At 59.4% G+C, this 15,151-nt stretch carries 16 protein-coding genes; 6 read left to right on the forward strand and 10 right to left on the reverse strand.

Annotated elements, in window-relative coordinates; translation table 11 throughout:
• The first annotated feature begins 104 nt into the window (after positions 1–104).
• A complete protein-coding gene (locus tag NJU76_RS22400) occupies positions 105–395 on the forward strand; it encodes an acetyl-CoA hydrolase/transferase C-terminal domain-containing protein (protein ID WP_256567120.1) in 291 nt (96 codons plus the stop codon).
• Positions 396–491: 96 nt separating this feature from the next.
• Here the strand turns inward: NJU76_RS22400 and NJU76_RS22405 are convergent, their stop codons facing one another.
• The 5 genes from NJU76_RS22405 to NJU76_RS22425 all read right to left on the reverse strand — a co-directional run bounded on the left by NJU76_RS22405 (position 492) and on the right by NJU76_RS22425 (position 6,491).
• Positions 492–725, reverse strand: coding sequence for a hypothetical protein (locus tag NJU76_RS22405; RefSeq protein WP_254532682.1), 234 nt, complete (start codon positions 723–725; stop codon positions 492–494).
• Complete coding sequence (locus tag NJU76_RS22410; protein WP_254532683.1) at positions 722–2,701, reverse strand: TRAP transporter permease; 1,980 nt, start codon at positions 2,699–2,701, stop codon at positions 722–724. The genes NJU76_RS22405 and NJU76_RS22410 overlap by 4 nt, the downstream gene beginning before the upstream one ends.
• Before the next feature lie 60 nt (positions 2,702–2,761).
• On the reverse strand, positions 2,762–3,808 hold the full coding sequence (locus tag NJU76_RS22415; RefSeq protein WP_254532684.1) for a TAXI family TRAP transporter solute-binding subunit: 1,047 nt from the start codon (positions 3,806–3,808) through the stop codon (positions 2,762–2,764).
• 317 nt (positions 3,809–4,125) lie between these two features.
• Positions 4,126–5,346 carry a mandelate racemase/muconate lactonizing enzyme family protein gene (locus tag NJU76_RS22420; protein WP_254532685.1) on the reverse strand — a complete coding sequence of 407 codons (1,221 nt, stop codon included), beginning with the start codon at positions 5,344–5,346 and terminating at the stop codon, positions 4,126–4,128.
• Between the two features lie 23 nt (positions 5,347–5,369).
• A complete protein-coding gene (locus NJU76_RS22425; RefSeq protein ID WP_254532686.1) occupies positions 5,370–6,491 on the reverse strand; it encodes a mandelate racemase/muconate lactonizing enzyme family protein in 1,122 nt (373 codons plus the stop codon).
• A 92-nt stretch (positions 6,492–6,583) separates the two neighbouring features.
• Between NJU76_RS22425 and NJU76_RS22430 the strand changes: the two genes are divergently transcribed.
• On the forward strand, positions 6,584–7,882 hold the full coding sequence (locus tag NJU76_RS22430) for a nickel pincer cofactor-dependent isomerase, group 22 (protein WP_254532687.1): 1,299 nt from the start codon (positions 6,584–6,586) through the stop codon (positions 7,880–7,882).
• A gap of 1 nt (position 7,883) precedes the next feature.
• On the opposite strand, the gene NJU76_RS22435 is transcribed toward NJU76_RS22430, so the two are convergent.
• Positions 7,884–8,687 (reverse strand): IclR family transcriptional regulator, encoded by an 804-nt coding sequence (locus tag NJU76_RS22435; protein ID WP_254532688.1) that lies wholly within the window; start codon positions 8,685–8,687, stop codon positions 7,884–7,886.
• A 441-nt stretch (positions 8,688–9,128) separates the two neighbouring features.
• On the opposite strand from NJU76_RS22435, the gene NJU76_RS22440 reads away from it, so the two are divergent.
• Genes NJU76_RS22440 through NJU76_RS22450 form a run of 3 tightly spaced genes read left to right on the forward strand, consistent with a single transcriptional unit; the run spans position 9,129 to position 11,076 of the window.
• A complete protein-coding gene (locus tag NJU76_RS22440) occupies positions 9,129–9,914 on the forward strand; it encodes an SDR family oxidoreductase (RefSeq protein ID WP_254532689.1) in 786 nt (261 codons plus the stop codon).
• Complete coding sequence (locus tag NJU76_RS22445; protein ID WP_254532690.1) at positions 9,911–10,258, forward strand: cupin domain-containing protein; 348 nt, start codon at positions 9,911–9,913, stop codon at positions 10,256–10,258. Before NJU76_RS22440 ends, NJU76_RS22445 begins: the two co-directional genes overlap by 4 nt.
• Positions 10,255–11,076 (forward strand): fumarylacetoacetate hydrolase family protein, encoded by an 822-nt coding sequence (locus NJU76_RS22450; protein WP_254532691.1) that lies wholly within the window; start codon positions 10,255–10,257, stop codon positions 11,074–11,076. The genes NJU76_RS22445 and NJU76_RS22450 overlap by 4 nt, the downstream gene beginning before the upstream one ends.
• 194 nt (positions 11,077–11,270) lie before the next feature.
• Here NJU76_RS22450 and NJU76_RS27190 read toward each other — a convergent pair whose 3' ends face one another.
• Both NJU76_RS27190 and NJU76_RS27195 read right to left on the reverse strand, forming a co-directional pair.
• Positions 11,271–11,663 carry a transposase gene (locus tag NJU76_RS27190; protein WP_425604312.1) on the reverse strand — a complete coding sequence of 131 codons (393 nt, stop codon included), beginning with the start codon at positions 11,661–11,663 and terminating at the stop codon, positions 11,271–11,273.
• A gap of 98 nt (positions 11,664–11,761) precedes the next feature.
• On the reverse strand, positions 11,762–11,983 hold the full coding sequence (locus NJU76_RS27195) for a helix-turn-helix domain-containing protein (RefSeq protein ID WP_425604313.1): 222 nt from the start codon (positions 11,981–11,983) through the stop codon (positions 11,762–11,764).
• 398 nt (positions 11,984–12,381) lie between these two features.
• On the opposite strand from NJU76_RS27195, the gene NJU76_RS22455 reads away from it, so the two are divergent.
• Entirely contained in the window at positions 12,382–13,776 is a 1,395-nt protein-coding gene (locus NJU76_RS22455) for a selenium-binding family protein (RefSeq protein ID WP_254532692.1), read from the forward strand.
• Positions 13,777–14,178: 402 nt separating this feature from the next.
• Here NJU76_RS22455 and NJU76_RS22460 read toward each other — a convergent pair whose 3' ends face one another.
• Both NJU76_RS22460 and NJU76_RS22465 read right to left on the reverse strand, forming a co-directional pair.
• Entirely contained in the window at positions 14,179–14,688 is a 510-nt protein-coding gene (locus NJU76_RS22460) for a PIN domain-containing protein (RefSeq protein ID WP_254532693.1), read from the reverse strand.
• On the reverse strand, positions 14,689–14,979 hold the full coding sequence (locus tag NJU76_RS22465; RefSeq protein ID WP_254532694.1) for a UPF0175 family protein: 291 nt from the start codon (positions 14,977–14,979) through the stop codon (positions 14,689–14,691). It abuts the gene before it with no gap.
• Positions 14,980–15,151: the final 172 nt, after the last annotated feature.

Raw genomic sequence — 15,151 nt, forward strand, 5'->3', positions numbered from 1 at the left:
GCGTCTTTCGTCGGCATGAGTCCCATGCCGAGAAGACACACGCAAGCCCCGTCCTCACCGATCGCATCAGCGCGAGTAGGGCGGGGTAGTTGACTCACAACGCCTTGATTACAGTCTGTGCACCCCCCTCGACGCACGACAGTGACGAAATATCGCACGTCGTCCCGATGACGTTCCACGTCGACCACACTGAACACGACGTCGGCATCTTCGTCACCGAACAGGAAGTCGCAGATGTCCTCGGCTGTTCGCCGGTCGAACGTGCCGTACTGATAATCGAAGAGTGTGCACACCCCTCGTTCAAACCGCGCCTCCGCGAGTACCTCGACGACGCTCGTGGTCAGGACAACCACATCCCTCACGACGTCGACCGAGCCATGGAATGGCCGGGATAGTCCCGGCGGAGAAGCAACCGGAACGCGATTCCTCTTCTCCGTACGTAGCCTGAGTGCCGACAAAGAGAGTCTTCGAATCGGAGCCGACGCTGGCGCTTATCCTCCGAGGAAGAGGGAGAACCAGTAGAGGTAGCCGCCAGTGAGCACGAGAGCGACGATCGCTTCCATGAACTTGACGTACGTCCTTCCGTGGGTGCTCCGGAAGTCCTGTATCAGCTGGATTCGGCTCCAGATCGGCATGAGCTGTGGCGGAAGGATCTCTTCGAGTCCGCCGACGTTCTCAGTGTCGACCTGTTCTTCTGGATCTTCGTCGTCTGATCTCGTACTCATTGGCCCACACCCCTGGATGGCAAGCTTCTGTCACGCGCCATCACTTTCTCCATGATGAAGACGGCTGCGAACACGATGACACCGGCGAGTTTGACGAATCGGCCCGGATAGATCATCACGACCATCCCGATCGCAGAGAGAACGATTCGAAGCACGATACGACGACCTAGCCGCATATTGAACGGGTAGTTCAGCCCGTAAATCATCGCAATCGCACCCAGGAGTACCAGCGTGCCGGCGATTACGGTCGGTAGGCCGAGCGACATGGATACGAGCCCCGGATTGTAGACGAACGCGACTGGCAGGATGAAAAGCGGTGCAGCGATCTTGATTGCAGCGCCACAGACCCGCCAGAAGTTCGCCTTGGCGATTCCGGCTGTCACGACCGCAGCCGTTGCAACCGGCGGCGTGATACCGGCCAGAATAGCGGCGTAGAATACGGTGTAGTGGGCCGTTATCTCGGGAATGGCGAAGTCCGAGATGAGTGTCGGCGCGATGAGGATCGCGACGATGACGTACGCTGCGACGGTCGGCATGCCGACGCCCATGAGGATGCTTACGAGCATTGCGAGGAGCACGGCTGTTAGCAGGACGCCACCCGAAAGGTCCATCAGCAGCAGGGCGATCTTGTTCGGTACGCCGGTCACGCTGAAGATGTCGACGACACCGTTGACCGCCGCCAGGATGATCGCGATCGGTGCGAGGATTATCGCACCGCGGCGGAACCCGTGGATCGTGTTCCAAACCTGCGTGATAAATTCCGAACTGGGAGTAGTCTCTGAGTCGTTCAGAGCCTGGATCGTAGGCAATAAGACGCCGGTGAGTATCATCGATATGATCGTCCACAGCGCGGACGTCATCACCGTATACTGGGCGACGCCCAGCAGATAGACCAGGACGAGAAACGGTACGCCGAAACGGATCCCTTCGACGATCTTCTGTTTGCTCGTCAGTTCGTCGTCGAAGAATTCGTCGAACTCCATCTCCTGGCTGCTCGCGTCGCTGATCGCGACGTAATGGACGGCGATGCCGATCGAAGCGACGAGAATCGCCGCCGGAACGATGCCCGCAATGACGATGTTGAGATAGGAGACGCCCAGGTACGACGCCATGACGAACGCCGACGCGCCCATAACAGGCGGCAACACCTGTCCGGACGTCGACGCGACTGCTTCGATGGCGGCCGCTCGATGGGGCGCCATTCCGCTGTCTTTCATCGTCGGGATCGTAAACGAGCCCGTCATGGCGGCGTTCGCGGTGTAGGAGCCATTGATCGACCCGATGACGGTCGACGAGAGTACCGCCGTCTGGGCCACACCGGACCTGATGTAGTTCGCCGATTCGATCGCGACGCGGAGGATCAGATCGAACGCGCCGTAGGCGAACAGCAGACCGGCGTACAGGAGGAACGGTGCGATCCACGCGGCAGTCAGCTGCGTGAGGCTCCCGTAGAAGCCGTACAGGTCGGTGACCAGCGTCTGCAGGAGCGTTAACTCCGTCATCCCGCCGTGGTTCAGGATTCCTGGGGCCATGTTGCCGTACATCCCATAGAGGATGACACCGCCGACGAGACCGAGAAACAGATTCCCGAACTCACGCCACGTGAGATACAGTATCGAGAGGATGATGAGCCGCGCCAGCATGTACTCGTGCTCGAGCGCGTATCCCTGCTGGAAGACGTAGACGCGTTCGAAGTTCAAGACGAAATATACCGACGCCGTTATCAGCACGATCGAGGCCGGTAACAGGACGGCGGCGTCGAGTCGGTCGCCTTCCTCGAGCGCCTGTCGTGACTGATCGAGAGCGTACACGGTGAGAATCGCACCGATGAAGATCACGCCGTACTTGACTCGAGACATCCCCTGGGTATGCGCCCAGTAGAGGACGATCGCCCAGAACACGAGCGAACTGAGTACGACACTGATGTCGAGTACGCGGGGGACCAACTTATCCTTGGACCGTGTTTCTGAATCCATTGTATGCTGTAATGTGTAATATTCGGAATTCTCACCCACTATTTGACTTGAGCAGGTGAATTATTCGGGAGAGGGTAGACTGCCGTCCCAGACATCTTTCTCCTTGTAGTACTCGACCGCGCCGGGATGGAAGGGGAACTCGTCACCTTCGAGGGCCGCTCCGAGCATGTCTTCCGTCGACTCGAAGTCATTGAACTGGTCTTCAGCCTCGTTGACGGCGTCGTTGTGTTCGTCGACGACGCGACACAGTTCGTAGACTGCCTCGTTGCTGGCGTCCGGGTGGAAGACATAGTTGACCTGTAAATCCCAGGTAAATACTTCGTCAGTTCCGATGTCCTGTTCGAGACTCCACTCATCGTAGGCCGTTCGCGAGGTGCCAGCACCGCCGTATGACTCGGCAGATTCCACCAGCGCGTCGGTTTCCTCGACGTAGTGAACGTTGGTGCGGGCGTCGTACTCGGTCACGAAGCCAGTGTAACTGACGCCCGGGGTACCGTATGCGATCGCGGCATCGATACGTCCCTCTTCCATGGCGCCTGGGGCGTCAGCGACGCCCATGTCCATGATGTTCATCTCCTCGTATACGTCCGCCGTCGGATCCTGACTCCAGACGTCGAGCGTCGTCGCCCGCGTCGAGTATCCCGGTTCGGCCGGGTAAACGTTTGCACCCGCAAGGTCGTCGAACGTTTCGATACCCGTTCCGTCGCGGGCGACGATGTAAATACTGTACGGGAACGCGTAGAATCCCTGGTAGGGGATCATATCGACTCCCCGATCAGCGAAACTTCCCCGGTCATCAGCCGCCTTCGTCATCGAGTTGTTGTCGACGATTCCCGCGTTGAATTGATCCTGATTGAGTCGGTAGACCGTTCCGATGTATCCCGGACTCTCGACCGTCGCGTAGTCGAGTTCATCGCTGTTCTGACTCACTGCCCGTTCGACGGCGAGGCCGACGTCTTGCGTGCCACCTGCGGACGTGCCGACACGAAGTTGCATGCCACCGCCATCACCGCCGTTACCACCGCCCATGCAACCGGCCAGACCAATTGCGCTTGCTGCTATCCCCCCCTGAAGAAACTGTCGTCGATTCACAGTGTCATCTGCCATGTCCACTCGTGGAATCTCATGTCGTGTTTAATAATGTTTTTATTTGTTTCAAAACATAAATTTGCGAAACATTCTCGTCAGATATTTGTACATACTGAATTTGGGGCCCCTTCCCGGATACGATGTCAAGTTTCGCTGATCGAGAGTAGTGATAAATTCCGAAAAAAGAAGTTTTATCGGTGAAGCCCGTCTCGTACGACTGCATCAGCCGTCGAGTAGCAGTTGTCCGTTCAGTAGCGCCCGGCCAACTATCGATACAGCCCAGCGGCTCGACCACCGCCTCGAGCGATCAGCGCTGGGGCTCGGTCGTCCGACGGCTACTCGAAGCCGCTCGTTCCCTCGAGTCGGTGCTTCTCGGCGACCGTCTCGTCCAGTTCGACCCCGAGACCGGGTGCTTCCGGCACCTCGATGTAGCCGTCTTCGATGAGTGGTTCGTCGCGGGTGAGCAGTTCGTCCCACCAGTCGACCTCGAGAGCATGGTACTCGAGGACGTCGAAGTTCGGAATGGCGGCACCGAGATGTACGCAAGCCATCGTCCCGATCGGACTGCAGACGTTGTGGGGCGAGATCGGCATGTAGTTCTCTTCGGCACGATCTGCGATCCGCATCGTCTCACCGAGGCCGCCGACGGTGGTCGGATCCGGCGTCACGATGTCGACACCGTGCTCGTAGATCAGGTCGGACAGTTCGTGGACCCGGAAGCGGTTTTCGCCGGTCGCGATCGGGGTCTTTGTCGCCTTCGTGACTTCGATTTGTGCGTCCATGTTCTCCGGCGGAACAAGATCCTCGAGCCACATGAGGTCGTACTCCTCGAGTTTGTAGGCAAGGCGTTTGGCGCTCTCGACCGAGTAGTCCCAGTGACAGTCGAATGCGAGGTCGACGTCGTAGCCAATCTCCTCGCGGACCGCCTCGACGATCTCGCGTTTGTACTCGACAGCCCCGTTGCTCAGTCGGCCGTTGAACGGGTCTGGATCGTTGTCCATCTCGAGGTCGAGATCGAACTTGAGCGCGGTAAACCCCATGTCGACGACACGCTGCGCTTCGTTCGCGTAGGCGTCCGGAGAGTACGCGTCGGCGTCGGCGTACTCGGTGTAGCCGTCCTCGACGGCGTAGGCTTCGCCCGCGTGACAGTCACAGTAGATGCGGACCTCGTCGCGGAACTTCCCACCGAGGAGCTGGTAGACTGGGACGTCGAGAATCTTTCCGGCGACGTCCCACAGCGCGATCTCGAGGCCCGAGGCGGCGGTGATGACCTTCCCGGTAGTTCCGCCATGGCCGGACATCTCCTGGATGATCCGCCTGTAGAGTCGCTGGACGTCGAGCGGGTTCTCGCCGATCAGGAATCGCTTCGTGTACTCGACGAGTTCGGGAACGCCGCCGCCGCGGTAGGATTCGCCGATCCCCGTGACGCCGGCGTCGGTTTTGATCTTGATCACGTTCCATTCGAAGTTCCCCTCGACGACGCACGTCTGGATGTCGGTTATCTCGACGTCGCGATCCGCGTTCCGGTTCGATATCTGGTTAGAGAAGTCTTTCATGATAAATCTAGTTTTTAGCTCGACTAGTACGATTGGTACGTCTGTTTGAAGCGCTCGAGTGCGTCGGCGTCCAGCCGGACGCCGTGACCCGGTTCGTCCGGGAGCGGAATCGACCCGGTATCGTCGGGCCGGAGTGGCGTTTCGACGATGTCGTCGAACACCTTCACGTCCATGTCGCGGTAGAAGTATTCCACCCAGAGCCCGTTCTCGATCCCGCCGAGAAGCGACGCGTGAAGGTTCCAGTTGTAGTGTGGCGCGATCTGTACGTCGTTTGCTGCCGCGTAGTGGGCGATCTTGAGCCACTCGGTGATTCCACCGCAGACGGTCGCGTCGGGTTGTAAAACGTCTGCCGCGCCGTCGTCGTATAACCGTTCGAAGGCGTAGCGTGGCCCCTCGAGCTCGCCGGTCGCGACGGGATACGGGATGGCGTCGTTGACAGCCGTCATCGCGCCGACGCTGTCGATCATCACGGGCTCTTCGATGAAGTACGGGTCGTACGGTTCGAACGCGCGACAGGCACGGATCGCTTCCGTCCCGCTCGACCAGGCCCCGTTCGCGTCGAGCAGCAACGTCCGATCGGAGCCGATCTCGTCGCGGACGGCGGCGACGCGGTCGGCTTCCTCGGAGATCGACCGTCGACCGACCTTCATCTTGAGGACGTCGTGGCCCTCGTCGAGGTACCGACGCATTTCGTCACGGAGTCCCTCGTGGCCCTTCTCGTCCCGGTAGTAGCCCCCACTCGCGTACGTGGGGACCGCGTCGGCGTACCCACCGAGAAGTTTGTACAGCGGCTGGTCGGCAGCTTTCGCCTTGATGTCCCAGAGGGCGATATCAATCGTCGAAATCGCACGGAGTACCACGCCAGCCCGGCCGATCTGAACCGTCCTATCGAACATCTCGCGCCACAGTCGTTCCGTGTCTCGCGGGTCTTCGCCGACGACGATCGGTTCGAGCAGCGACTCTACCGCATCGGCGATGAGGCCTGCCCCCTCGTACCCGAGCGAGTACCCGACGCCCTCGTGTCCGCTCTCGGTCCGGACGTACGTGATCGCGTGATCTCGATACGTAAGCGTCCGATTCGAGAAGGATACCGGTTCCTCCAGCGGTATTGCCACTGGGAATGACTCGACGTGGTCGATCTCCATTACCCAGAGAACGACAAGGGAGGGAAAAAGCCACTCATGTACCGGCAATTTTCACCAGGGAGAAATATAAGCTGGGCGTCTGAATACGAAGTATGGAGTTTCCCGACCCGGACGAGATAGCGCATCTCATCGATCCGCAACCGTATCCCTCGTTCGCACGCGTCAGCTACGACCCGCCCACCGAGACGCTCTCTGATCTGCTGGCGACAGTCCGATCGGAGCTCGATCGGCTTCCGCTCGACGACCTCGAGCCCGACGCCACGGTCGCGGTCGGCGTCGGCAGCAGGGGAATTCACCGTATCGACGACGTCGTAGCCGAAACGATCACGTCCCTCGAGGAACGCGGGTTCGACCCCGTCGTCGTTCCGGCCATGGGAAGCCACGGCGGTGCAACCCCTGAAGGTCAACGCGAGATTCTCGCCGCCTTGGAGATAACCGAGGACCGCATCGACGCGCCGATCGACGCTCGCATGGACGTCAAAAAGCTCGACGAAGTCGACGTCGACGGGACGACGACCCCGGTCTACTTCTCTGCCGCCGCGCTCGAGGCCGACGCAGTCATGGTGATTAATCGCGTCAAGCCGCACACGAACTTCACCGGCCGAATCGAGAGTGGGCTCTGCAAGATGCTCACCGTGGGCCTCGGTAAGCAACGCGGTGCCCAGGCGTTCCACTCGACGGCGATCGAGCAGGGGTACGTCCCGACGATCGAATCGCTCGTCGCGGCCCTCAGAGACGCCGCCCCAGTGATTGGCGGACTGGCGCTCGTGGAAAACTTCCACGAAGAGACCGGTTACCTCGAGGCGATCCCGGCCTCGTCGCTCGAGGAGCGCGAGCCCGACCTGTTGGAACGAGCACGGGACGAAATGGCGATGCTTCCGGCTGACGACATCGATCTGCTCGTCGTCGACGAACTCGGAAAGGAGATTTCCGGTGCTGGGATGGATACCAACGTGATCGGCAGGTACCGCGTTCTCAACGCGCCCGATCCGGAGAATCCCTCGATCAAGCTCATTTACGCTCGTGGACTCACGGCAGAGACCAGCGGCAACGGGAACGGGATCGGCCTGGCCGATATCACTCGTCGGGCTGCCGTCGAGCAACTCGACCTGCAGAAGACCTACGCGAACGCCCTGACGAGCGGCTCGCTCGCTAAAGCGAAGCTTCCGCCCGTGGTGCCGAACGACGAACTGGCGCTTCGGACCGCCCTGAACGCCCTCGGTGGTTACGATCCGGAGACGGCCAGAGTCGCCTGGATCGAGAACACAACCGATCTCGCCGAGTTCTACGTCTCGGAAGCACTACTCGAGGAGATCGAGGACGGCGTCACCGTTCGGAGCCGGGCGCAACTTACGTTCGACGACGGCACAGCTGAGTTCGAGCGAGTGTAGCTTATTCGACGACGTGGTCGTTCGAACTATCCGGTGACGAGTAGGTGATGTTCAGTTCGAGTTCGTTCACGGCCGCGAGCAGGCGAGCCGGAAGTTCGTCTTCGAGCCGTTCGCCGGTCAGTCGGTTGGACGGCCCCGCGACGGCGAGAGCTCCAAGGACCGAATCGTCGCGTTTGACGGGGACGGCGACTCCGTTGATGCCGTCGACGTGTTCCTCTCGGTTGAAGGCGACGCCGCGCTCGCGGACTCGCTCGAGATCCTCGTACAGTTTCTCACGGTCGGTGATCGTGTTCTCGGTGAGCGACGGCAGCTCCCACCGGTCGAAGATCTCGTCGACGCGCTCTCGCGGATAGTGCGCGAGGATCGACTTGCCCGCCGACGACGAGTGGAGGCGGATCTGCCGACCGACGCCGAATCCGGCGCGCACCGCCTTGCTGCCAGTCGCCATGTGGAGATAGATGCCGAGTCCGTGATCTTCGACGACGAACTGGCACCGCTCCTGGGTCTCCTCAGAGAGGGTCTGGACGTACTGCTTCGCCATTTGGTATGCCGGTTCCCTCGTTCGCGCCTCTCGACCCAATCGTACGAATCGGAGCCCGAGCTGGTACTGTGCTCCCACCCGCGATACGTATCGGAGATCACAGAGCGTGTTGAGGTGGCGGTGTGCGGTGCTCTCGGCGAGATCGAGTTCGTCGGCGATCTCGGAGAGCCGAGCAGGACCATTCTCCTGGAGTTTGTGGACGATTTCGAAGGTCGTCTTCGTGCTCCCGATCCGATTTCCGCCCCCAATATCGCGTGCTGTCATAGAGAGACAAAATCACCCATAGGTTAAAAATTACGCCATATGGAATTTGACTTCTCGGAGCATCTATCTCTTGTTGAATAGACTAAAACAGTTAGAAATGTCTGCTATACCAGCGCTCGACGAACGAGTTCGATTCCGCGCCTCGAAAGGAATGGAGGGAAATACTGATCTAGAGAGTGAGTGGATTACGAATCTATGATTGTAATAACACATATTGGGATGTGTGTACTATAATCATATCTCTGGTGAGATACCGTCCAAATCGGGCGTTTGTAACTCTCAGACAGTCCAAATCCCGTTTCTCCCGACCCAGTCCCTGCTGTTTCCGCGATACGGAACCAGGATCGGCAGCTGTGGACGTAATGGCGTGGAAAGGGAGGAGAGGCTTGCCTTACCGCAACGCGAAGTTTTTTTCCCTTCTCGTCGAGGATTACGGACGAAATGGACTTACAGCTTACCGGTAACGCAGCGCTGGTTACGGCATCCTCCAGCGGTCTCGGGAAAGCATCGGCGAAGGCGCTCGCCCGCGAAGGTGCGAACGTCGTCATCAACGGCCGCAACGAGGACCGACTCGAGGCGGCGAAAGCGGATATCGAAGATGTCGCCGAAGGCACCGTCGTCGCTCAGTCAGGCGATCTCACCGACGAGGACGACATCGAGAGCCTGGTCGAGACGACCGTCGACGAGTTTGGCGGGATCGACCATCTGGTGATGAGTGCGGGCGGACCGCCATCGGGGCCGTTCCTCGAGACGGACGACGAGGACTGGTACCAGGCGTACGACCTGCTCGTGATGAGCGTCGTGCGACTCGCACGCGAAGCCGAGCCATACCTTCGCGAGGACGAGGGGACGATCGTGAACATCACGTCGCGAAGCGTCAAGGAAGCCATCGACAGCCTCGTGTTGTCGAACTCGGTTCGCATGAGCGTCATCGGACTCGAGAAGACGCTCTCGAAGGAGTTTGCCCCCGAGGTACGGGCGAACGCCGTCCTCCCTGGCCCCCACGAGACAGAACGTATCAAAAACCTCGTCGAGCAAGCTATCGACCGCGGCGACTACGACTCGTACGAAGAGGGTCTCGACGACTGGGCGAACAACCCCCTCGATCGGATCGGCGACCCGATGGAGCTCGGGAACACCGTTGCCTTCCTCTCGTCGCCAGTCTCGGGATACATCAACGGCGAGAGTATCCTGATCGACGGCGGCTCCACAGGGGCGAACCTATGAAGCCAGTCGACTTCGACGGCGCGGAGACGTACGAACCGGACGAGGGCTGGCGGCGCGTCTCGCTTGCTGGCAGCGACCAGTTCTCCTTCGAGTGGTTCGAGAAACCACCGGGTCACAGTTCCCCGATGCACGATCACGAGAACGAGCAGGTCTGTCTCTGCCTCAGGGGCGAACTCACAGTCGCGACTGAGGACGACGAAGTGGTGCTGAGCCAGTACGACTCCGTCTTGCTCGAGTCTGCAGAGCCCCACCGCGTCGAGAACACGGGCGACGAACTGGCAGTCGGTCTGGACGTCTTCGCACCCGGTCGATCGTTCGACTTCTGGACCGAGCGAGACGAATGAAGTACCTCGCACGAACGACCGACGGCCGGCCGCTGCTCGGCGACGACGACGGGTTCGTCCCACTCTCGTCAGCTATTCCGGCGGCCGCGAGCGTTCGGGATGCGCTCCCACACGCTGCACGTGGGACGCTCCCCGACGTCGACGACGTTCCAGCCGACCGGATCGATCGCCAGCACGTTCGGTTCGGACCGCCACTCGAGCGCTTCGGCAAGCTGTGGGGGATCGGGCTGAACTACGCCGAGCACGCCGGCGATCTGGACGAGCAGCGCCCGGACGAGCCAGCAAGCTTTCTGAAACCGTCAAGCGCCCTCGCTGGTCCAGGCGGCCCAATCACGCTCCCACCGACCGATCAGACCGACGGCGTCACGGCCGAGGCCGAACTCGCCGTGCTGATCGGACGGGAATGTCGTGATGTCGACGAGGATGCAGTCGACGACGTGATCGCAGGCTATCTCCCCGTCATCGACATGACCGCGGAGGACATCCTCCAGCGCAATCCGCGGTTCCTGACGCGGGCCAAGAGCTTCGACTCGTTCCTCGTTGTCGGACCGACGATCGCCGTCCCCGACGAACCACCCGCCCTCGAGGACGTTACGGTCCGGACGGTCGTCAACGGGACGGTCACGGCCGAGAACGAGGTCCGCAACATGCTGTTTCCCCCTCGAGAGATCGTCTCGTTCCACTCCCGCGTAATGACGTTACAGCCCGGCGACCTCTTCAGTACGGGGACGCCCGGTGCGGAACCGATCGAACCCGGTGATCGCGTTCGTGCGACCGTCGAGACGATCGGCGCTGTCGACGCGCCGGTCGTTCGCTAATCACGCGATCGACGGCCGCAGTCGCTGTTCGACCGTCGCTCGAGGTACCGACTACCTAAGTTACTTCCCGTCTCACCGAGACCGTCTTGAGTGCTGCAAACTGTTCTGGATCGAGACGAGTCCGACTCTATTCCCGGTCGCGTCACGCTGCAGGTGTTCGCGACGCACACAGGAACCGCGGCAGGGAGAGTACGTCACGGAAGGCGAAGTCGCCCCATCGCTCCAACTGTGAACCGCCTCGGGGTCAAGCCCCGAGGCACTCGGCCTGCCCTTTCTATAGAACGACGACGGCGAGTTCCAAGGATTGGAAGTGAGGTGTGGCGTTTTCTGAATCCCGATGTCGGAAAACAACCATAAGTAATCTCCCACGTCTGGCGTGGGCAGTTAATCTCGTCGTCGATCGGTGGTGTGAGTTCCTCGAGAGAAGCAACGAATCGATTGCTCAGCGGTGCGTGACGCTGTTTCCAGGACGTTTCGACCAGGTTCAGTTCTGGAGCGGACGACGGAAGCGCGACGAGCTCGAGACCGTCACGGGACGCCAGATCCGTGATGCCCGATGCCTGGAAGTACAGTCCACCATCGAACACAAGATACGAATCATACTTGAATTCATGTTATAGTATATTTATGATGTGTTTGGAACGCGACTCTCCCTGCACGGATTTCGTCGGCTGTTCAAGACGCGTTACTGTGGCATCCATCTCTCGCCGCTTTTGTCGCGGTCGTCGCGGGATTCAGCATGCTCGTCAACAGCTGCTTTGTCGGGTGTGTAGCGGCGGTTTTGATAGCGCAATCCTGCTTCGTTGAGTGACCGCCGACAGCTCGTGATCGAATAGTGGACGTCGTATGAATCTTCGAGATACTGCTGGACGAGCGCTGGCGTCCACGCCGGCGCGTCGACCCCCACGTCGCGCAGTAGTTCGTAGACGGTTCGCGCGAATTTTTGTTGTTTCTCAGAGAGCTTTCTCTTTCTACCAGATCGATGACTATTAGTGACTGCCTGCTCGAATGCCTCGCCAGTATCAAGTTGCTTGAACTAACTGTGAACCGCCTCGGGGCTTGACCCCGAGGCACTCTCGCTGTATCCGTGTAAACTGACGTATCGTCTATTACAGATATCCTCGAATTAGTGAAAAAGAGGCTGTTTTTGCCGATATCTCTCAGGCCCAATCCCGTGGGTATTATTTCTTATCGCTGCTTAGGAGTCGGTGAACGAACCAGTTCGAGAGATATGTGGTGTCACGGAACACGGTGTCTGTTGCTGGAACAGTAGTACTGACTGACGCCTAGAGTGTGGGGTTACGTATGAGCGACGCCGAACCACCAAGCGAGCCCCATCATGACCACGATCATACGCACGAGGTTGAGGGACCCGGTTACGCGACACCTCAAGCCGCAATTGAGGAATCCGAACCGGAAGAACTCGCGTATGTAATGGGACTGTACGTCGGAACCGATATCGACGCTCCGGATTTCATAGCCGTCGTCGATGTTGATCCAGACTCGGACTCGTATGCCGAGATTGTGGACCGCGTCGAAATGCCCAATCGCGGCGATGAACTCCACCACTTCGGCTGGAACGCCTGCTCATCGTCGTGTCATATCGGTGGCTTGGAACGCCGACACCTGCTCGTGCCCGGGCAGCGCTCCTCCCGGATCCACGTCATCGACACAGCGGAGCGCCGTGATCCCAAGATCGAGACGGTGATAGAACCCGATGACATATTCGAGTACGATCTCTCGGCCCCTCACACGGTTCACTGTATTCCGGACGGTGAAATCCTCATCAGTATGCTCGGTGATGCCGATGGCGAGACGCCGGGAGGATTCCTCGAACTCAACGAGGACTTCGAGATCGAAGGACGGTGGGATCCGCCTGGAGAAATCGACTTCAACTACGACTTCTGGTATCAACCCCGCCACAACGTCATGGTTTCGTCGGAGTGGGCCGCTCCGAAGACGTACTATCCCGGATTCGACCTCGAGGACGTCGAGGAGGGCAAGTATGGCCGAAGACTCCACTTCTGGGACTGGAACGAGGGCGTCGTTGAACAGACCGTGGATCTCGGTGAGGAGGGACTGATTCCTCTCGAAGTCCGATTCCCCCACAGCCCCGAAGCCACTCATGGATACGTCGGCGCTGCGCTCTCCTCGAACATCTTCCACTTCTACGAGGACGACGGCAAGTGGCGTGCAGAGAAGGTCATCGACTTCGATGGCCGCGAGCACGAGGACTGGGACATGCCGGTTCCCGCACTGGTGACCGACATCCTCATTTCGATGGATGACCGCTATCTCTTCGGATCGAACTGGCTCCACGGCGAGGTCTGGATGTATGACATCTCTGATCCGGCAAATCCACGGCGAGCGGATTCGATCTCGATTGGCGGATATTTCGGTGACAAGCAAACGGTGCAGGGTCGTGACCTCGTCGCGGGGCCACAGATGCTCCAGCTCAGCCTCGATGGCGAACGGCTCTACTGGACGACATCACTGTTCTCCTCGTGGGACAATCAGTTCTTCCCCGAGGAGGGCGAACGAGGGTCAGTCATGCTAAAAGCAGATGTTGACCCACGACGTGGTACGCTTGACCTTGACGAGGAGTTCCTCGTTGATTTCGGCGACCTGCCTGCGGGCCCAGCACGGGCGCACGAAATCAGGTGGCCCGACGGCGACTGTACCAGCGACGTCTGGCAGTGAAGGTAACGCTGGAGTGGCGCGATGGCCGTCGGGAGACGATCAAGGTTCATCGCGGCGAGACGATACTTGAACGTCGCAGAAAGGGCGGATATCGCGCTGCCGCTCGGGTGTTAGACGGGAGCATGCGCGATGTGTACTTAGACCTTATCTCGATCGAGAATGCGATAAGAACCACACATACGGCGACAAACGAACCGACCATCAGTTCAGCATCGCACCGCATACGAGAGCTCTGTGTGTAGGGGGAGTTCCTGAATGAGAACTCATACCTCGCTTCGGGCGTTCGTCGACGCCTGTGCGACCTGTGGAACGGTCGCTCGATTCACTACGACTGGAATCCCAACGCCGATTCAGGACAGCTAGTCCACACACCGCCTCACAGGTTGCTCTTGAGACGGTTCATTACGAAAATGTATCGAGTTTCTGGACGATTTTCGTGTAGACATCAGGGGCACAATACCACCCCTCATCGATCATCGCATCGATCACGGTTCGTGCGTCGTCGACACTCATCGCGCCCTGCTTGGCGAGTTTCAGGACGAGGTACGCCGTTCCTCGAGTTGTGACTCCCTCGGCCGCGGCGACGTCACGACCGTACGTCTCATCTATCACGGCTACACCATCGTGTGCGTCGGCACAGGCGAGGACAGCGACATCGGCATCACTGAGGCTATTGTTCGTCTGGAGCCGCGACAGCAATGGGGTGGTCTCAACCGACACGATATCGAATCGATCAGCGTCGACGCTCCGCTCGATACGACGGGCGTCCGGATATCCTTCTTCAATGCCGATTGTGATGACCTCTTCGTAGACACGCTCGGGGATTACACACGACGCTTCGAGGTGTTGGGCGAGCGTGAGTTGATCAACCTTCGCGAGATAGATGAGCGGCGTTGCGTCGAAGATCCACATTCACAGCGCCTCGAGATCTGCGTCAAGATGATCGTCCGCCACCCAGGTGATATCATGCTCCTTGGCGAGCTGAGCAAAATCCCAGACGGACATCCCTGCCAGCTCAGCCGCGCTACTGAATGTGATGGTTCCAGCTGCAAGTTGGTCGAGTGCCTGTTCGCGTCGCCACTCTTCGAGGCCCTCGGAGAGAAGCTTTCGAACGGCCGTACTCCGATCGAGATTCTCGTCCTCGAGATATGCGTCAAGCTCAGTCTCCAACTCGTCGGGCACGCGTGCCGAGATCGTTCCCATACTGTTTACATCGTATGCAACGTATACAAATGCTTCGGTGTCCTGACTGTTGAACAGCGCCTTCTGAGTAGAGATGAAGCAACGCCAGTTCTGAGGGCCCTCACGTCAGCAGTTCACAGGGCAACTCCAGCGGTGGCCCCTCACCAAGCCACCGCTATTCAATAGAGCACGA

The sequence above is a fragment of the Natrinema gelatinilyticum genome, from assembly GCF_024266705.1.
In the GTDB taxonomy this organism is placed as follows: Archaea; Halobacteriota; Halobacteria; order Halobacteriales; family Natrialbaceae; genus Natrinema; species Natrinema gelatinilyticum.

What these genes read in the sequence shown, in the direction of transcription:
- NJU76_RS22460 (WP_254532693.1), bottom strand. Translation starts at nt 14,688, where the DNA reads ATGTGGATCTTCGACGCAACGCCGCTCATCTATCTCGCGAAGGTTGAT.
- NJU76_RS22430 (WP_254532687.1), top strand. Translation starts at nt 6,584, where the DNA reads ATGGAGTTTCCCGACCCGGACGAGATAGCGCATCTCATCGATCCGCAA.
- NJU76_RS22415 (WP_254532684.1), bottom strand. Translation starts at nt 3,808, where the DNA reads ATGGCAGATGACACTGTGAATCGACGACAGTTTCTTCAGGGGGGGATA.
- NJU76_RS22440 (WP_254532689.1), top strand. Translation starts at nt 9,129, where the DNA reads ATGGACTTACAGCTTACCGGTAACGCAGCGCTGGTTACGGCATCCTCC.
- NJU76_RS22455 (WP_254532692.1), top strand. Translation starts at nt 12,382, where the DNA reads ATGAGCGACGCCGAACCACCAAGCGAGCCCCATCATGACCACGATCAT.
- NJU76_RS22405 (WP_254532682.1), bottom strand. Translation starts at nt 725, where the DNA reads ATGAGTACGAGATCAGACGACGAAGATCCAGAAGAACAGGTCGACACT.
- NJU76_RS22410 (WP_254532683.1), bottom strand. Translation starts at nt 2,701, where the DNA reads ATGGATTCAGAAACACGGTCCAAGGATAAGTTGGTCCCCCGCGTACTC.
- NJU76_RS22445 (WP_254532690.1), top strand. Translation starts at nt 9,911, where the DNA reads ATGAAGCCAGTCGACTTCGACGGCGCGGAGACGTACGAACCGGACGAG.
- NJU76_RS22435 (WP_254532688.1), bottom strand. Translation starts at nt 8,687, where the DNA reads ATGACAGCACGCGATATTGGGGGCGGAAATCGGATCGGGAGCACGAAG.
- NJU76_RS22420 (WP_254532685.1), bottom strand. Translation starts at nt 5,346, where the DNA reads ATGAAAGACTTCTCTAACCAGATATCGAACCGGAACGCGGATCGCGAC.
- NJU76_RS22425 (WP_254532686.1), bottom strand. Translation starts at nt 6,491, where the DNA reads ATGGAGATCGACCACGTCGAGTCATTCCCAGTGGCAATACCGCTGGAG.
- NJU76_RS22465 (WP_254532694.1), bottom strand. Translation starts at nt 14,979, where the DNA reads ATGGGAACGATCTCGGCACGCGTGCCCGACGAGTTGGAGACTGAGCTT.
- NJU76_RS22450 (WP_254532691.1), top strand. Translation starts at nt 10,255, where the DNA reads ATGAAGTACCTCGCACGAACGACCGACGGCCGGCCGCTGCTCGGCGAC.